Source organism: Ignavibacteria bacterium, from assembly GCA_017302895.1.
In the GTDB taxonomy this organism is placed as follows: domain Bacteria; phylum Bacteroidota; class Ignavibacteria; order Ignavibacteriales; family Ignavibacteriaceae; genus UTCHB3.
Genome location: JAFLBV010000001.1, coordinates 1397773 through 1417399, shown reverse-complemented (window position 1 = coordinate 1417399; position 19627 = coordinate 1397773). Strand labels below are relative to the sequence as shown.

Below are 19627 nucleotides of genomic sequence, written 5' to 3'. Positions count from 1 at the left end.
ATGAAATCAATCCCGATTGAAGAATTCATTGCTCTTCGAAGGTTGCTCAACTGCAAACAAATCGGGATCGTTACTGTAAAGGCGATGCTCGATATCTATGGCACCGGAGTAAAAACAATAGAAAGCCCTGCTAAAGAAGTTGCCAAAAGCGTCAAACTCTCCGATTCAGCTTATAAAGGTTTTCTGGAAGGTGTAAAAACCGGCGATTTCGATTCCGGTTACAAAAAAGATTACGATTATGTAACTTCATTCGGCTGGATAGCAGCTTACGGCTCAGAGTCGTATCCTCAGCAGCTTGTTAATATTTACGATTCTCCAATTCTTATATATGTAATCGGCGAAATTCTCGAGCAGGATAAAAAATCCCTCGGTATTGTCGGCACAAGAACCCCAACCCCTTACGGTTTAAAGGCAACATCTGACATTTCAAAAGGTATCGTGAAGGAAGGTTTTACCGTGGTCAGCGGTCTTGCACGGGGAATCGATACCACTTCCCATAAATCCGCCCTTTCGGCAGGCGGAAGAACAATCGCTGTCCTCGGAAGTGGATTCAAAAACATCTATCCCGCAGAAAACAAAAAACTTGCGAAAGAAATCGCCTCATCAGGTGCGATAATAACCGAATATGCCCCCGATACTAAGCCCGATGCCATCAACTTCCCCGCAAGAAACCGTATTATCAGCGGTTTTTCACTCGGTACTCTCGTCGTCGAGGCTGCCGAAAAAGGGGGAGCACTCCTTACCGCTGAATTTGCCATTGATCAGGGAAAAGCAGTTTTCGCAATCCCCGGCAATATCAACTCTGCCAAGTCGGGTGGAACTAACCGCTTGATCCAACGGGGTGAAGCCAAACTTGTAATCGAAGTCAAAGACATCCTTGACGAATTAAACATAAAACCCCTCAACGCAGCGGTAACGCCAAAGAGTGAACCTGTTTTGGAGGAACTCTCGATGTTTGAAGAGAAACTCTACAGTTCTATCGAATTCCAGCCGCTCCATATTGATGAAATTGCATCCCTTACAGGCTTGAATGTTTCAGAATGCCTAATTAACCTGCTGCAACTCGAATTCAAGGGATTGATCAGGCAGTTACCCGGCAAAAATTTTGTCAGAATATGAAGTACAACCATGATTGAGCTCGACAATATTTACAAGAATTTCGGTGACAACCAGGTTTTGAAGGGACTTAGCCTCAAGATCAACAAAGGAGAGGCACTCGCAATTATCGGCAGGTCAGGGTGTGGAAAATCAGTACTGCTCAAACACATTATTGGACTCTTGAAACCCGATTCAGGCACCGTGACTGTCGAAGGCTACGATATTAATAAAATCAAAGAAAAAGAACTTTACGAACTCCGCAAAAAGTTCGGCTTCCTTTTCCAGGGTGCTGCCCTTTTTGATTCAATGACCGTTGGTGAAAATGTCTCCCTCCCGCTCATCGAAGGAAACAGAAAATATACAAAAGCTCAGGTCGACGACCTTGTTGCAGAAAAACTCGAACTTGTCGGCTTGCCCGGAATAGAAGCACAAAAACCCGCGGAACTCTCCGGTGGCATGCGAAAAAGAGTCGGACTTGCCCGTGCCCTCATCACTAATCCTGAATATATCCTTTACGACGAACCCACAACCGGACTCGACCCCATCATGAGCGAGTCAATCGACAACCTCATCAAAGACCTCAGCGTAAAACTGAATGTAACCTCCATCGTCGTCACCCACGATATGATCAGTGTAAGAATCGTCGCCGAGCGCGTCGCGATGGCACACGAAGGCAAAATCTACTTCACCGGCACTCCCGCCGAGCTCCTTGCCTCCGATGACGAGATCATTAAAGAGTTTATAGCAAGAACGCTATAGTAGAACTTCAGAGATTCAGAACTTCAGTACCTCAGAGTCGCCGAGGTTCCGAAGTTCCGAAGCTCCTCAAAGAAAAGATTTATTTTTCTTTTTGCGTTTCTCGTTTCTATCCCGTATATTACCAAACTGTTTTTCAATTTTTATGAGCAAGAGCCAGGAGTCTATAGTTATGTCAAGAACATGCCAGGTTACCGGAATAAAACCAAAGTACGGCAGCAGCATTTCGCACGCTCACAATCACACCAAAAGAAGATTCCTTCCAAATCTCCAGAAAAAGAGAATTTGGGTTCAGGAACTTAACAGGTTTGTTACAGTGAAGCTCACCGCTAAAGCAATCAAAACCATTGCAAAAAATGGTACTGCTGTTATCGCACAGCTTGTCAGAGAGAAAAAAATCGCTGTAAGATAATTTCTCTTTTAAGAGTTTTAAAAGGCTGGATCGCAAGATTCAGCCTTTTTTGTTTGTTTTTGTGCCCCCGGATTTAAATCTAAAAAATAGTGTAAATAATAAATGTCGTTATCATATATTTATTGCATTTTAATCTAACCGATTTTCCATTATATTATACATCGTAAAACAAATTAATCTTAAGAAATTTTAATTTGACCTTTTACAAAATAAAGATTACCTTTTTAGACTGAATATTTTTATTTTTTCGAGATAAAATGAAGAGTATCGTACATACAAAGTGGTATCAAATCCTGCTGTTTTTCCTTATGGCTTATGTAATTGTTGCAGGAATTACATTTCCGATAGTTGCAAAACCCTCAGCGTGGTATGAATTCCCGTTCATTATGGGTCTTGGTGAAAATGCCAAGATAATTTTCTTCCATGTACCGAGTTCGTGGCTTTCGGTGGTTGCGTTTTTAATGGCAACCATTTACAGTATAAAATATCTTCGCAAGAAGAATATCGAAGACGATATGAAAGCTTACACTTCGATTCAGATCGGGATGGTTTTTGTAATTCTCGCTACGATAACCGGATCCGTCTGGGCAAAATTTGCATGGGGTTCGTTTTGGCACTGGGATCCCCGTGAGACCAGTATTTTCGCCCTCCTGCTTATCTATGGTGCCCTGTTTGCCCTTCGTTCGGCAATCGATAATGAAGAAAAGCGGGCAACACTTTCAGCCGTTTACAATCTGATTGTGTTTGTTACCGTTCCTTTTTTCATCTTCATTATGCCACGAATTATGGCAGGTCTTCACCCCGGAAGTGCTGACGATGACAACGCCGGTCCGGTAATCAACTTCAAGATGAATCAGAACATGCAGGTTGTCTTCTACATCTCACTCACAGCTTTCAGCATGCTTTATGCCTGGATGTGGGGAGTTGGCTCCAGAAGCATGATTTTACTCGACAAGATTAAAAAACAGAAACTTTACTAAGGATTTTTGGATATGGAATTTCTTGAAAAAAATGCAATTTATATCGTACTTATTATAGTAATGCTTACCTGGGGAGGGATTTTCTCTTACCTGTATGCATTGGACAAAAGATTAAAAGAACTTAAAAAAGAAGTTGAGGAGAAATAATATGTCAGACCAGACATTTATGCAAAAAAACGGCAGGTTCGTCATCGGTGGTGCAATCATCGTGGTGTTCCTCGCTTTCATGGGCTACTTCTTTACCCAGAGCAGTATCGGGTATGAAGAAAGCCTCGCAAAAGTGAAAGAATCGGGTAAAATGATCCGCGCAACCGGTTCATGGGTTAAAGAGAAAAATTATGTCTATAAAGACAAAATTTTCACTTTCTACATGAAAGACGCTCAGGGAAACGAAATGAAGGTGCTCTATCGCGGTGCAATCCCCAACAATTTTGAATCCGCTACAAGTGTAGTGGTCACCGGAAAATATGTTGGTGATGTTTTTGAAGCTAAAGACATCCTTACCAAATGTCCTTCAAAATATCAGGAAGGTGCCCCCGAAGGTGCCACTCACCCTGACGGTGTAAAGAAAAAAGATTCCTGATAATTAAATTTTGATGAACCCTGTGAAAGGAGACCCACTATGGCCGGAAGTATAGTACTGACTCTCGCCCTGGTATTTTCTCTCTTCTCGATGACCATGTTCTACTTTGGTTACAGAAGAGGGGAACAAGTGACATTCCTGAAATATGCCCGTTTGGGATATCATGCAATGTCAATGATGGTAATAGTTGCCTCAACTTTACTGTTATATATCATTCTTACCCACCAAAACCAATACAGCTATGTCTTCAACTACAGCAACGACGACCTTCCTCTCGGCTTGCTCCTCTCAACTTTTTGGGCAGGACAGGAAGGCAGCTTCATGCTCTGGATATTGATGACTGTACTTATTGGTATCGGTCTGCAATCTTACACCGAAAAAAGAGGTGACCTCGAGCCCCGAGTGATGATGGTTTATACACTTGCCACATCGTTTCTGCTCATGATGGTTTCCCCTCTTATGAAAAATCCCTTTGCCCTAATCTGGCAGGGTGACAATCCTTTTGTTGAATTAAAATACTTCGATATGAACCTGCTTCAGGCGCAGGCAATGGGATTCGTTCAGAATTTCCTTTTTGGAAATGAAGGCGGAAGCCCGACACATATTAAAGTGGATAAAGATTTTGTTGCAAATCTCACAGGCGCAGGTTATCAGCTTTCTGATGTGCTGATTCACGGTAAAGGTCTGAATCCTCTCCTCCAGAACTTCTGGATGCAGATTCATCCTCCGATCCTTTTTGCAGGATTCTCCGCAACTACAGTTCCTTTTGCTTTTGCAATCTCGGCTTTGATAAAAAATGATTACAAGGACTGGGTGAAACAGTCTCTTCCCTGGATTCTCGGTTGTGCAGGCATACTCGGTCTCGGAATTATGCTCGGTGGTTACTGGGCTTATGGTGTTCTCGGCTGGGGTGGTTACTGGGCATGGGATCCCGTTGAAAACTCAAGTCTTGTGCCATGGATTGTCAGCGTAGCCGCAATTCACACAATGCTGGTTCAGATCAGAACCCAAAAGAAAGACCCGAACAGTGGAAGATACCTTATAACAAATATCCTTCTCTCCATTCTGACTTTTGTTCTGGTTGTTTACAGTACATTCCTTACAAGAAGCGGAATTCTCGGTGATTCCTCCGTTCACTCTTTTGCTGAACCCGGAAAAGCCGTTTACATTTTCCTCGTAATTTTTGTAGTATTCTTCACCGCACTTGGCATCGGCATGGTGCTTTTCAGACTGAAATCACTTCTGCAAATATCAAAAACTGGCGAAGAATCGACACTCTCAAGAGAACTCGCCCTTTTCATGGCAGCTTTCTCTCTCGGAATGTCTGCGATTATAGTCTTTGTCGGTACCTCGGCTCCAATCTTTGGGGTGAAGGTTGAAATAGACTTCTACAACACAATGCATGTACCGCTTGCGATAATTCTTCTGGTGATTAACGGATTGAGCATCATCCTGAAGTGGAAAACCACCGATAAAGACATGCTCAGAAAAGATCTGTTAAGAACCGGAGCAATTACCGCTGTAATCAGTGCCGCTGCCATTTTCATCGGCGGCGTCGACAAGGTTATGATGATTATTCTCCTTGTTGCATCCGTCTTCTCACTCGTTGTGAATGCCGAAGTGATGTTCAGAGTGATTAAAGGGAACCAAAGCAAACTCGGTGCCTATGTTGCTCATATCGGTCTGGCACTCTTCGTTCTCGGTGTTATCGGTTCATCCGCTTTCAGTTCTGAAATGGAAATTGACCTCGAAAAAGGAAAAACTGCCAATGTTCTCGGATACGATGTCACATTTGCAGGTCTCGAACCATTCCAGGAAAATGGACACACCAAATATCATTGCAGACTCGATGTGAAATCAGGTTCGGCAACTACAGTTGTAAGACCTGTTATGTACATCGCCGATTTCAATCAGTCCCTGATGAAGGAACCTGATATGAAATACGGTCTTCTTTCCGATTTCTATGTGGCTCCTGTCGGTTTCGACGATGGATCACAGGATGCGGGCGCTGAAGGTATCACCATTTCCGAAGGAAAAGAGATTTCCACTTCGGGTGTGAAGATCAAATATAAAGAGTTCATAAAACCCGATATGTCTGCCATGTCAACCGATGCTGATTTCAGTATGGGCGTCAGAGCAATCGTTTCGAAAGACGGTAAAACCCTCGAAAAGGACCTCCTTTACTCCAGAATTGCCGGTAAAATGCAGGCAAATCCTGTTATCGTCGAGGAATTCGGAGTTACTCTTACCCTGAAAACCGTAAATCCCGGTGACAGAACTGCCACTCTTCTTGTTACAGACCAGAATGGCAATGCAGCCAAAAAGGCTCCAAAAGAGGTTCTTACAATTCACGCATCCATCAAACCGATGATCAATCTGGTTTGGGCAGGTGTTTTGGTTGTGGTTTTCGGTTTCGTTATCTCAACAGTCAGAAGATTAAGAGAAGCTCAACACTGATCTTTCATCCCTTAATTTGATTATTAAAGGCTGCCTCAAAAGGGTGGCCTTTTTTTATGTCCGGTTGTTTTGTATTTTTGGATGTCATGGTCAGGGCAAAATCACTGAATGTGACAATGCGAAGATAAAATCAGGCATCCATTGTTATTAAGAATAATATTACTATTTTGTCTCATCACTTTTAGAAAAGTGTTACTTCAAAACAGCAGGTATTGTTATGTTAAAATACATTTTAACGGCTTTCATCTTTATGGGCAGCTCTGCATTTGCTCAACTTACACCTCTGCAGAGGTTTCAGGATATCCATGCCGTCCGGGCGATCATCGTCTCAAACAGCAGAATTCTGGCTGCAACAGGTCAGAACATACTCCTTACCAGCACTGACTTCGGTGTGACATGGGATGAAATAAGCAACCCTCTCCTGACGGGGATAAACAAACTGACCGTCACCGGCAATTCGCTAATCTTCGGCTGCGGCGAAAACGGTAAAGTTATCCGCTCAACGGACAACGGACTTTCGTGGCACCAGCTTGCCACCGGCACTTCTGCCAACCTCATCTCTATTACGACACTCAATTCAAATACCATTCTCGCGTGCGGTACGGGAGGAACTGTGATAAGGTCAACGGACAATGGCGAGACCTGGAATGTTACGACCCACGGCATCAGTAACCTGAACGACATAAGTTTCTCAAACCAGATGAAAGGGTGGGTGGCTGGAGATAATGCCACACTGCTCGGAACAACCGATGGCGGTAATTCCTGGTCTACCGTACAGGTCTCCACCTCCGGATTCGACATGGCTGTGCTCGCTCTCCACTCCGATACCATGGTCACGGTTTTTGGGAGGAACGGTATGGTGCTTGCTTCCACGAATGGCGGTCTCGATTGGAAAAATGAAGTGCAGGCATATTACATGCAAGGAGATACAGTTATTGCCGCCTGGCACAAGAGCAGGGATTCGGTTCTCTTCGCTGATGATGGCGGTTCGATCGTTCTCTGCGTCATACGGCCCGATACCATTTTCTGTAAAAAATACGGCGGACAAACACCGCCACCCCGGAAATACCTTGCCGCATTTAAATCCGTGGACAACTGGTTCTATGTCGCCGGGGTTGGCCCTTCCATTGCGAGAGCATTCAACAAAAGCGCTGCGTGGGAACAACTGCTGTTGACAACAAAAGGGATCGAGCTGTGGAAAATGCGATTCGCGGATTCTAATGTCGGCATCGTCTGTGGCAAAATACCTGATGTATCATTCTGGACCAAGGGATTCGTATTCACTACCACCGATGGCGGACAAAGGTGGAAACAATCTGCTGATGTCCGGCCCTTGTTGAATGTTCATGCTATCTCGCCACAGAGGTTAACAATGATCGACTTCGCGCTCTGGTTCAGCGACGACAGCGGCAAAACCTGGCAAAGGCAATACTCCGCAGGCACTTATCAAAGTGATGTTGTCTTTCTGGACTCCAACAATGCATATTTGATCAATTATGTTGAATTCCCGGGACCTTACGATATAAAATCCCGGCTTTACCGGTCTACTAACGGAGGTACTTCCTGGACACTGATCAGGCAGACCAGCGAATATTGGTACGATGAGATACTTGTGGGAAGCGGGGGACTGGTGTGGTTATGGGACGGATCCCGTTCACTTCTTATGGTTAGTAAAGACCATGGATACAATATTAACGCCTTGCATATCCTGTATGGTGGAGATTTAGTCGGCGGACTCGCCCTTCAACGGGGCTACATGGCCTTAAGTTCAGGCAGGATCTCTTTTACTTCCGATGCAGGTATAAGCTGGACAACAACCTACAATTCTCCCGGGGCCATTTTAAATGGCGGATCAAAAAGCATCGATGGAAAGTCGATTGTAGTCGGAAACAACGGGAAGATCATCGCAACGACTAATTCGGGCGAAACATGGCAGCAATTGAACAGCGGCATTACTGAACATCTGACCTCGGTTGCTCTTCTCCCCGATTTCTCCTATGTGGTCGGAACGGTTAAAGGAGAGTTTTACAAAGGTAATCCCCCCGAAATTTTCACCGGCATTGAAGATGAAAATATCGAACTTCCCGTTGCTTTCACTCTCGGAAACTACCCGAACCCCTTTAATGGCTCAACTGTTATTCACTTTACACTACCTGAAGATTTCAACTGCCGGTTGGAGGTTTTCTCATCACTCGGATCACTCGTTTTTTCGAACGACATCAAAGGCAGCAGGGGTGAGAACAGATTCAATTACGATGCAGCCGGGCTCGAATCAGGCGTTTATTTCTACCGGATCAAGGCGGGAGGCAAATACCTCACCGGGAAGATGTTACTCTTAAAATAATGCAATAATGAAAAGGCTAAGTATGAATCTCAGATTAATCTCTAAATTATCCGGTTCAACCATTGGGACAAAACCGGGAAAGTTCCCGGGGAACAGTACTTACGTACTCTCCCTCTTATGCTTGATTCTCCTGCCTGCTTTGCTTCATGCTCAAAAGTTCAGGGTGGAACAAACGGAGGTGCATATTAATGAGAGCTGGGTCTCCACGCCCTTCGAAATGATCTCTGACATGGGCTTCATCGACAGTTTGAGGGGATTCATGATTTCAGATTCATACGGCATCCCCCTGGCATTAACAACCGACGGAGGTCGAACATGGAAAACAAAAAATGAACTCTCAGGGCAGGGTCGCGATGCAGAGCTTATAATGTTTTCCTCCGACACACTTTTCTATATCTCAGTCAATAAAAAGATAATCTACACTTACAATGGTGCACAAAGCTGGAGCATCACTGACGATGCCAGAGGAATTTCAGGTGATATTGCCTCTGTTGTGTTTTATGACCGTTTAAGGGGAGTTTGCACAACCACTGATGGTGCAACCCGTCTTACCGTTGATGGTGGCTCCAACTGGACGGTTCTTCCCAATGATTCGGCGGGATTAAACAGCAAGTTAAGAGTCTACGGCGATTATACCATCGGTTACGGAAGCAGATCGGGATTTGTCCTCTCCCCCGACAAAGGAGCCACATGGAGAAAAATCCGGTTTACTGACTCAATCAGCACCCCCAATTTTATGAAAATAATGAACGGGAAAGTGTATATAAGCACGGCCGCAAACAGATGGTATATATCCGGTCTCGATGGTCAAATTTTGCAGCAGGAATACCTCGGGACAGGTCCTGATGTAAAAAGATTCGCGTTTCCTTCGGAAAATGAAATATGGGCTGCTGACTTGTCGCAGGGAGTCAAAATTTCTGTTCCCGGTTCGGGAATTTGGGTTTATTCAGGCTTTCCTGAACAGCGAAGAGTTTCAGGCGTCTATGAATCATATAATGGACTTGTTCTGGTTGGAGTTTATGATGTTGATCAGGGGTGCGCAATGATGCAACAACGGAGTCCCGGTAAACTCTATAGCGTCAGAAACGGCAAACTGCCCGGCAACTTCAGGCTCTCTGCCGTAAAAATTGTTAACCCCGGTCTTACTCTGGTTGGAAGTTATGATGGCATCATTTTCAAATCATCGGACATGGGTTTAACTTGGGAATCCACGACCGGCAACAATATCTATCCGGCAATCACAGACATAACATTTAAGGATGCTTCACTCCTTTTCGCCGGTTGTGATGGAGGTTCGATTCTTAAGTCCACAAATGGGGGTTCTTCCTGGACTCTGATAAAAACCAATATCAGTGAAAAAATTACAGGTATTGAATACAAAAAAGTCGACTCTCTCTTTATTACCACCGAAAGCAAGGTTTACACTACCACCATCTCTAATCCTGCAAATCTTGTACCGCTGAATCTCAATACATCATCTTCCGGGCAACTCTATAAAGTCCAATTTTGGGACAGAAATACCGGATATATTGGTGCAACAAAAAGCAGTTTTTACACAACAAATGGCGGAAAAAGCTGGACTTCATATGGTTCTGCCAGTTTGCCCCGTGGAGATGTCTCAATTCTGCCGGGAGTTGCTTCATACCAAATCTCAGGTAGCACGAAGTTACGGTTTCATCATCAGGTGTTGCCCCTTATTTTTGACGCCGATTTCAGGGGCATCTTTGAACTGATAGATAACGATTCTACTTCCGGCTACATAATCGACACTTATTACGGTTCCATTGTACCGGTCTATCCACTTGAATCCCGGTTCGAATATTTCCTCGCAGGTGGACCGAGGGCTTTGAACGATTTCGACTATTACAACAATGATTATTCGCTTGGAACAGGCGATGCAGGTGAGTTATTGTTCATTTCGCGAAGAAGTTCACAGGAACCTCCCTCAATTTGTTACGGACTCACACCAAATCGCAACTCCACCATATCAGGAAGGGAGATTTCTCTTGACTGGACTGAGCCCAATGTTCTGGTTCCAACCGGTGAGTACCAGGTAGAGATTGCTAAGGGTGATACTTCCAATATTGTCGTCTCGCAAACCGGAATCGACTCAACATGGTTTAGAGTAACCGGACTCGAGGAGGAGAAAACATACCACTGGCGTGTTCGCGGTAGAAACGCATTTGGCTGGGGTAAGTTTACCGATTGGGTGACATTTTTCCTCGGCAGGGAAATCTATACCTTCAACCAGTACCAGCTTCCCGTTTCAGCAACTGTTAATTCGATCGCTGAATCTTCAAATGGTATCCTTTTTGCTGTGGGCAATTCCGGTTTTATTGCAAAATCCTTTGATTTCGGAATATCATGGCAAGTGCTGTCCGTCCCCTTTTCAGATGATTTAAAATATTGCACAGTAAATCCTTTTTCAAATACAGTTTTCGTCGCCTCGGCTACAGGCGACCTGCTTTCCTCTTCCGACAATGGAAATTCATGGCAAAGGACTCCGGCAATTCTAACAGGCTCGATAATTAAAGCTGTTACTTTCCCCAATGCAATGGACGGATATTTATGCGGTTCCAATGGCCTTATAGCCCGTACCTCTGACGGTGGTGCAACATGGTGGCTTTCAAGTATCCCGGTCTCTTCCGGTAATATGAATGCCTTACATGCAGAAAATGGAGGACTGGTACTCGTGGCTTCAGATAATGGCAAATTGTTCAGATCCGAAGACTTTGGATACTATTTTGACTACATTGAAATCTTTACAGGTGACAACTACAAAGCTATCTTTAAATTCAACAATAAATTGATTATGCTTACAGAATCGGGTTCAGGACTGACCTCAACCGATAGCGGCATAAGCTGGAGTGAGCTGAATTTGCACTTGAATGGTACTCCCCGGGTGACGGATGTTTCCGGCGGAAGATTCAGAATTCTGTCCTTTGGTAACGCCCTTTTCACATCCACTAAGGATGGTTCTGCACTCTCATACCAGCTTTTGCCCGGAACTAACTCAAAGAATGCAGTATATTTGACTTCGACCGGCAATCTCATTGTTGCGGGTAGCGGATCCAATATTTTTGTGGGAAGGGATACCTCCACTGTTTATACTTCCCTTGCCGGTGATGAAACCGGTACTACCCCGGGAAGCCATCAACTCTTCCAAAATTATCCGAATCCCTTCAACGGCTCCACGGTTATCCCGATTTACTTGAAAACGGAAACTGAAGTGTTGGTTGATCTCTATAATTTGCTCGGCGAAAAGGTTTTATCTATATATAATGGTGTTTTGGGTGAAGGCAATCATCTGATTCCGCTGGATGCTTCCGGAATGGTTAGCGGAGTTTATCTGTATCGCCTGAATGCCGGTGGAACCGTGTTTACTAAAAAACTTGTACTGTTAAAGTAGGGAAAATGACGATGAAAAAATATCTGCTCCTTATTCTGTCAATATCATATTTTTTGGCTGAAGCTCAACTGACTCCAACTCAGCCGATGCAAGAAATTAATGCCTTTACATCGGTTATTGCAAACGGACAGTTCATTATTGCCTCCACAGATAAAAATAAAATTGTAAAAAGTACCGATGGAGGTACGACATGGCAAACAGTAACAGGGAATGTACCCGCGGGAATTAATAAACTTTACTCCCCCGCTCCCTCATTAATTTTTGCTTGCGGAAATGGTGGTGTCATAATAGAATCAGACGATTTTGGAGATACATGGTCTCCCGTTAACTCAGGTACCACAGTCGATCTCCTTGACCTCACTTCAGTCAATTCATCCATCCTTTTCGCCTGCGGTAAAGCCGGCACAATTATCAAATCAACTGATGGTGGAAGCTCATGGACTGCCATGAATCCAACACAATTTAACATCAATTCAATAAAATTTGCAAGTCAGCAAACAGGGTGGGCTGCCTGCGATAACGGAATTATTCTGCGTACTCTCGATGCCGGCGCCACCTGGGCAAGGGTTCCGGGAGCAAGTGCACCTTGTGATTTCGGTGTAATCACCCTGCATGGTCTCGACGGTATATTCGTTTTCGGACGGGAGGGACAGGTTGTTGCTTCCACTAACGGGGGAGTTGATTGGAAATATGGAGATGAGACCTACTACATGCAAGGAGATACGGTTATTGCAGCCTGGAATTATGGAAGGGATACCGTCGTATATGCAGATGATCGTGGAGCTCTAAGTTTGGTCATTATGAAACCTGACAGACTTGGCTTCGGTAGATTTGGCGATCAGGCTCCACTTGAGGCAAGATACAACGCGGCTTTCAGAACCGGGGACAAAATGTTTTTCGTTGCGGGTTCTGGACCAAATCTCTCGAAAGCATATGGCAGCGGTAACAATTGGACTCCTCTGATTCTCCTGTTAAAAGGGAAAAATTTGAGACTCTTAAAATTTGCCGATGATAAAGTCGGGATTGTGTCCGACTTTGATGACCAGTATTACTATTCAGAATCGGATGTTTTTGTCAGCACTGATGCCGGTGCCAACTGGAGATTTGCAAAGCGGGGTACCCGACTTAGAAGCCTTCAGGCACTTTCTCCTGAAAAATTATACATCACCGAAATGTCAGCCTGGATGAGCCGTGACAGTGGTAAAATCTGGACCACAAAAACAAATATTGATGGCTATTTCAGAGATATGCTCTTTTTAGATTCTTTGAATGGCTATTGCCTGAGTTACTATCTTTACCCGACTCCGCCGGGTTTACCACGGGGAAGACTCTATAAAACCAATGACGGCGGTTATACATGGAGCCAGCTTCAGATTTTCGAATCCTGGTCAGTATGGGATATTTATGCTGACAAGGCAGGCAGAATGTGGATTTCTCAGGGTGTAGCCGGTGATATTCTTGTGAGTAATAATGGCGGAACCGGTCTTTCATCGAGCTATGTCAGCACTAACGCCATGCCAGTGGGGGCAAACATCGGTGAACGAGGCTACATGGCGTTTGGAGATGGTAAAATTGCATTCTCCTCCTCAGGTGGTTTTAGCTTTACCCTTAAGTATAACCAACCCGAAGTCACTCTGAATGCTATTTCCAACAGCATTGACGGGAAATCCCTCGTTGTCGGAAATGCAGGCAAAATGCTCGCTACAACAAATGACGGCGAATCATGGCAGGAAATAAACCTTGGAACCGGTGCAGACTTTACAGCAGTCTCGCTTATGTCTGATTTGTCTTATATCGTCTGCACAGGGTCGGGAGAGGTTTTCAAGGGTGAACGACCTTTTATCTTTACGGATGTAAAAGCTGAATCACCCGAACTTCCCGTTACTTTTACTCTCGGGAACTACCCTAACCCCTTCAACGGCTCAACTGTCATACACTTTACACTGCCGAATCATTCAGATTGCAAGCTTGAAGTATTTTCCCCAATCGGGTCAAGGGTGTTTGAGTCTGAAATCAAGGGTGTAAAAGGCACCAACACCTACAATTTTGATGCTTCATCACTCAATTCCGGAGTTTTTCTGTACCGTCTGACAGCCGGTGGAAAAGCCCTCACCGGGAAGATGGTACTTTTAAAATGACCTTTCCCTTAAACCCGATAACCGAATCAACTGTCAAACACTTTTACGTACGGATTTATCGGATAGAAGAATGAAAGAAAGATCGATTACTGCTGATGTGCTAAAGGGGCTTGCGGTTTTGTTTATGATTCAGGTTCACATTACCGAGGTTATTGCTGATACTTCGATATACAACAGTTGGATCGGAAAGATATCACTCTTCCTCGGAGGACCACCTGCTGCCCCTGTATTCATGACGGTAATGGGTTATTTTCTTGCTGCTTCATCCAAAGACTGGCAACACACCATAATTCGCGGCCTAAAACTTATTGCCGATGGAATTGCTCTAAATATTGCTATAAATGCCCATCTCCTCTACCATATCGCAACGGGACAATCCACGGTAAACCCGCTCGACTTCATTTTTGGAATAGATATTCTCGTTCTTGCGGGTGTAACGACAATCCTGACTGGACTCTTGAAAAAAATCCTTGATATTAATTTTCTGATTCCTTTGGTCCTCGCGGTTGCAATACTTCTCCTTACACCTTTCATCAATTCCTGGTTGAACGGTGGAAGTAAAACCATGGCATATTTTGCCTCGGTATTGGGAGGAGATGCCCCCTGGTCATACTTCCCCGTATTTCCCTGGAGCGCCTATCCCCTCTTTGGTTATGCAGCATACCTTTTCCTGAAAAGCGAGTTCTCTGAAAAATATCTCACAGTTAAAATTTCGTGGTTCATCATAGCTGTGTGGGCTGGTTTTGTTTCCCTCACCATCGAATATGGAATTGAAACAGCCGCAGCACTTCGAAGCTATTACCATCATGGAATCGAATATGCCGCCTGGGCACTCGCTTTTACTGCGGGATTTGCCATCCTGATTGATATGGCAGTTAAATATTCAAAAGAGAACGCATTCCTCGAATATTTTGCCATGACCGGCAGGAATGTCACTCTCGCCTATGTTGTGCAGTGGGTAATCATCGGTAACCTTGGAAGTGCTGTTTACAGAAGTGTCAATCTGAGAGATTCATATATTGCACTTGTAGCGGTCGTTTTGGTTACTTCCATTGTAATAATGGCTTACGAAAACCGCACCCGCCTTCGTTCCTTGTTTATTTGAATAATATGTTTATTTTACAGGTGTACTTTTGACCGTTTCTTCTCTTGCCACGGGAATGGGTAATCTGTAAGATTCGTTCGCAAATTCAGATATTGCAGGCAATATATGAAATATATTATAAAAACTGCGGTTTTGGTGCTGTTAATGTGTTCCGGTCTAATTCCGCAACAACTGTCTCCTGCAGGTACCGAAGTGGTGGTACCTTGGTCAACCACTTACTATGCGGGTCTGGGTGCCGGACGGCTTCAGTTTATCGACTCACTCAACGGTATCACAGCCAACACTCAAAACGGTTCCTTTGCTCTGACAACCGACGGAGGTGCCACATGGATTGAGCGGGAACCCGCCCCGAACCTCACTAAATTCCTCTCAATTTTTCTACTCGCCAAAGATACCCTTGTTGCTGTAAGAGACAGTCAGTATATTTTCCACAGTTACAACGGCGGTCTGAGCTGGCAACTTAAGTATGAGATGGGAAGCAGTGAACACTTCTCGAATTGCCTCTTCTTCAATAAAAAACACGGTGTCATTTTCCCCGCCACTGGTGGAATAAGAATTACCAGTGACCGTGGCTTGACATGGTTCGACCTCCCATGGGAATTTGGGCCGGTCAAAAAAATGCCATCCTGGTCAAATGGATATCTCTTTGTTTATGAACAGACTACCTCAATCCCCGGTATCGTTTTCTCAACGGATAATGGGATTTCCTGGAAAAAGATTAAACATAACCTGAGTGGAATAACCCGGGCTGAGAGAATCAGAGACGGCTTTGTGGTAATTGGTAATGATCAAAAATTTCACAAACTCTCCGATTCAGGAGCAGTTCTGGCTTCCGTCATCAGTCCCAATCAAAAATACAATTTCGACTACTGCTATATCAGTGACACCGAAGTATGGGCTCTCGACAACACCGGCTGGGCGGCAGATAATGGTTACAGGTACCTCACGAAAATGTCTTTCAAGGATACTGCAAAAACGGGTTACAGACTTGAAATAACCTCCAACTATATAAACCAGATTGTTCCGACCACATATGACAAGCTTGTCCTCGGACAGACCGGGATGAGTCTCGATGACGGTGTTCTTACCTTCCACAAGTACAACGATAAAAGGATCAGGATCGAATATTTGAAACTCCCGGGTAATTACGAGGCGGTAAAACTCTTTTTCCTTAATGAATCCTTCGGATTTGTCGCCACCGGATCGGGTGATATCCTGAAAACGACAGACGGAGGTTTGAACTGGAGAAAAGTAAATACCCCCGGAATTTACTCCCAAATTAATTGTTTTGCTGCACGAAGTGAAAACGAATTTATTGCGGCGGGAATGGCGGGTATCGTGCTCTTCTCATCCGACGGGGGTGAAAACTGGATCAGAAAGGAATCAGGATTCCAAAAAAACATTGTTTCAATCTCATACAGCAATCGCGATAATATCTATTTCTGCACTTCCGACTCGTTATACGGAACCGATCATCAATGGCAGCAAATCAAACATTTCAGAATCGACCTCCCGGCGGGCAGATACACGGGTGTTCAGTTCTTCGATAGTCTCAACGGCTCTGTCACCTATGAAAATGAATATTTCGCAAGCCATTTGATAACGAGCACCAACGGCGGTTCATCCTGGTGGAAGAGGAGCATGACATCCCGCCTTGCCACATACGATCCTGCAAATTTTGGCATTTACTGGAGATTCTCCGCCGGATTAGCATGGTACAGGAATAATGTTCAGGGATGCATTATGTCACTAAAAGGAATTATGATGGGTGCCCACCAGAATAAAAATGGGGTGGCTGCTGCATATACCAACAGGGGCAATTTCCTGATGACTTTTGGAGACAAATTCAACTGGTCGCTTGTCACTCTCGGTGAACCTGTCACAGTCAGACACATCTTTGCGGCGAGTGACAAGGCAATCTATCTGGCAGCCTCAAACGGGAGGATATTTAAATTTTCCCCCTCAAATCTTCCGAATACACCGTCCCTGGTTCTCAGAGTGTCACCGGAAGATGGAGCAAAATTTGTTCCAAAAAAAACTGAGTTGAAGTGGGACGAGCCTTACTCTCACTCCCCAATCCGGAATTATCAGGTTCAGGTCGCGCTTGGCGACACTTCCAACATCATTGTGGACGATGCTTCGATTACTTCACCAAAATATGCTATCAATCTTAATTCAGATACCTCCTTCTTTTTCTGGCGGGTGCGTGCCCGGAATGGTGAGGGCTGGGGTGAGTTTAACTCCTGGTACAAACTCCGCACCTCTGCCGAAGTTCTTTCATTTTCCACAGTTCAAACAAATTTTACTAACAATGTAACAGCCGCAACAAAAACTCCTGCCGGCAAATACTTCGTTGGCACTGAGACGGGTATGATCGGCTACACAGACAACCTCTCCGGACTATGGACACAGGGCAATTCAGCCACGACTTACAAAATTACGAAGTTTACCGTCAATAAATATTCTTCCGTAATTTATGCATTCAGTACAAACAATGAGTACTCGTTTTCGACGAACAACGGAAGAACCTGGACAAAAGTTGCTGACCCTCTGAGAGGGAAAATGATTTATTCCCTTGCTTTTACAAGCGCCACAACAGGTTATGCAGTCGGAGGTTACGGAACAATATTTAAAACCACCAACGCCGGCGAAACCTGGAACAACATCTGGTACTCCCCCGACACAGGCGATAACCTTGACATTAAAACCATCGATTCAACAATTATTATCGCAGTCGGATATCAGGGAAGTTTCACCATTTCCACCGATGGCGGTGCTACATTCAGACAGAAATCCCTCGCCTACCCCGAAAATTTCACCCGGTTTGAAATAGACGAGGGGCAACGAATCATTATCAGAAACAGCAAGGGTGAAAGACGGATATCCACCGATTTGGGCAATACCTGGACTTATGAAAGGCTCGCATTCGACGCCCCTTTGAAAGGCTTTCAGGACTGGCGAAACAATTCGATGATGATTGATACTCTCGGCGGTGTGTTCACTATGCCATTCAACTCAGGCGAATATTTCTATCAGACACTCCCCGAAAACCGAATTGCGAACGGACTCCAACTCGTAGATAATGAAGTGCTGATTCCTTCATCAGGCGGTAAACTGTTTCTAGCTCCACTCCCCTCACCCGGCTCCAATGCGCCATGGCAGTATGTTGTCAATCCGGGTGTTGCATCTTTGAATCAGTATATTTTTACCGGAGCAAAATCTTTGATGGGAATCGGGAGAGGCGGCATGGTTATGGTGTCGGATGATGAAGGAAGAATTTGGAAGGCCGTCGCCTCTCCCGTGGCATCCGATCTGTTCGTAATTACACAAAAAACAGGGGGTGAAGTTGTCATCGCAGGCGACTCGGGGCGTGTACTTGTCTATAACAACGGCGCGTTTTTAACCGGTGGTTCTGGAATCCCTGCGGACAAAAAAGCAACGGCAATCTCTTTCCTGGACAAGTTCACAGGATTTATTTCATGCCGTGATGGATCACTCTTCCGGACGAATGACGGCGGAAGAACATGGACACAAAAAACAGAAATCAATCCGGCTGTGGCAGGTCTGGAGATAACTGCAATAAAAGCAGGAAAAAACAAGCTCTATATCCATCTTGAATCTTCAGTTAACAACGAGGCCACCAGATCGGAAATAAGAGAGTATAATCTGAATCTGACAAACTACAGGACAATCTGGTCTGCAGCATCCCTTTCGAGCATGCCCGCGATCATTGTACCGGGGAAATTCTTCGCTGTTCTGCTGCAAGGAAACAGAATTGTGGCAGGCAGAGGTCCACTGATGGACACACTCGTCGAATTTTCGAATGATACTCTGAACATCTCGGCTCTTTTCACTTCAAATGGCAAGAATTTTTGGGTCGGTGACAACTCGGGTAATTTGTACAGACTGGATGAAGACGGCAGGATATCCTCAACATTCACGGGATTTGCCCTTGGAAGCATCAAATCAGTCATCTTCTCTCCTTCAGGAAAAGGAATTATAGTTTCTGAAGCCGGTAATATCTACTACGGTTCCTCAAATGACGAAATTCAACCGGAAGATCCATCCGTCGAAATCCCCGATGAATACACCCTTTTCCAGAATTTCCCTAATCCGTTTAATCCTTCGACAACCATCGGATTCCAAATTACTGCTTCTGCTGCCTACACCCTTGAGATTTTCAGCAGTACCGGTGAGAAAGTACAAACCCCCCTGGATGGTTTTGTGGAACCCGGAAAATATCAGATCATATTTAATGCATCAAAACTCTCGAGCGGACTCTATTTCTACCGGCTCCGAGGGAATGGTGCCTCTTTTACAAAAAAAATGATCTATTTAAAGTAGG

12 protein-coding genes are annotated in these 19627 nt (G+C 44.6%); all 12 read left to right on the top strand.

Annotated elements, in window-relative coordinates:
• The 12 genes from dprA (at window position 1) to J0L60_05455 (ending at window position 19626) form a co-directional block, all read left to right on the top strand.
• Window positions 1-1119 (top strand): DNA-processing protein DprA, encoded by a 1119-nt coding sequence (gene dprA, locus J0L60_05510; GenBank protein ID MBN8545577.1) that lies wholly within the window; start codon window positions 1-3, stop codon window positions 1117-1119.
• Between the two features lie 9 nt (window positions 1120-1128).
• Window positions 1129-1857: an ABC transporter ATP-binding protein gene (locus J0L60_05505; GenBank protein ID MBN8545576.1), complete on the top strand. Its 729-nt coding sequence runs from the start codon at window positions 1129-1131 to the stop codon at window positions 1855-1857.
• A 169-nt stretch (window positions 1858-2026) separates the two neighbouring features.
• Window positions 2027-2266, top strand: a complete 240-nt coding sequence (gene rpmB, locus J0L60_05500) for a 50S ribosomal protein L28 (GenBank protein ID MBN8545575.1) — start codon at window positions 2027-2029, stop codon at window positions 2264-2266.
• A gap of 257 nt (window positions 2267-2523) precedes the next feature.
• Window positions 2524-3246, top strand: a complete 723-nt coding sequence (gene ccsA / locus J0L60_05495; protein ID MBN8545574.1) for a cytochrome c biogenesis protein CcsA — start codon at window positions 2524-2526, stop codon at window positions 3244-3246.
• Window positions 3247-3258: 12 nt separating this feature from the next.
• Window positions 3259-3393 (top strand): CcmD family protein, encoded by a 135-nt coding sequence (locus J0L60_05490; GenBank protein ID MBN8545573.1) that lies wholly within the window; start codon window positions 3259-3261, stop codon window positions 3391-3393.
• Between the two features lie 19 nt (window positions 3394-3412).
• Complete coding sequence (locus J0L60_05485; GenBank protein ID MBN8545572.1) at window positions 3413-3829, top strand: cytochrome c maturation protein CcmE; 417 nt, start codon at window positions 3413-3415, stop codon at window positions 3827-3829.
• Window positions 3830-3868: 39 nt separating this feature from the next.
• Window positions 3869-6286, top strand: a complete 2418-nt coding sequence (ccsA, locus tag J0L60_05480; protein MBN8545571.1) for a cytochrome c biogenesis protein CcsA — start codon at window positions 3869-3871, stop codon at window positions 6284-6286.
• A 217-nt stretch (window positions 6287-6503) separates the two neighbouring features.
• Window positions 6504-8630 (top strand): T9SS type A sorting domain-containing protein, encoded by a 2127-nt coding sequence (locus tag J0L60_05475; GenBank protein ID MBN8545570.1) that lies wholly within the window; start codon window positions 6504-6506, stop codon window positions 8628-8630.
• 22 nt (window positions 8631-8652) lie between these two features.
• The gene (locus J0L60_05470; protein ID MBN8545569.1) at window positions 8653-12039 is read left to right on the top strand and encodes a T9SS type A sorting domain-containing protein; all 3387 of its coding nucleotides are present in this window, start codon (window positions 8653-8655) and stop codon (window positions 12037-12039) included.
• An 11-nt stretch (window positions 12040-12050) separates the two neighbouring features.
• Window positions 12051-14177, top strand: a complete 2127-nt coding sequence (locus tag J0L60_05465) for a T9SS type A sorting domain-containing protein (protein MBN8545568.1) — start codon at window positions 12051-12053, stop codon at window positions 14175-14177.
• 70 nt (window positions 14178-14247) lie between these two features.
• Window positions 14248-15282 carry a DUF1624 domain-containing protein gene (locus tag J0L60_05460; GenBank protein MBN8545567.1) on the top strand — a complete coding sequence of 345 codons (1035 nt, stop codon included), beginning with the start codon at window positions 14248-14250 and terminating at the stop codon, window positions 15280-15282.
• A 105-nt stretch (window positions 15283-15387) separates the two neighbouring features.
• A complete protein-coding gene (locus J0L60_05455) occupies window positions 15388-19626 on the top strand; it encodes a T9SS type A sorting domain-containing protein (GenBank protein MBN8545566.1) in 4239 nt (1412 codons plus the stop codon).
• Window position 19627: the final 1 nt, after the last annotated feature.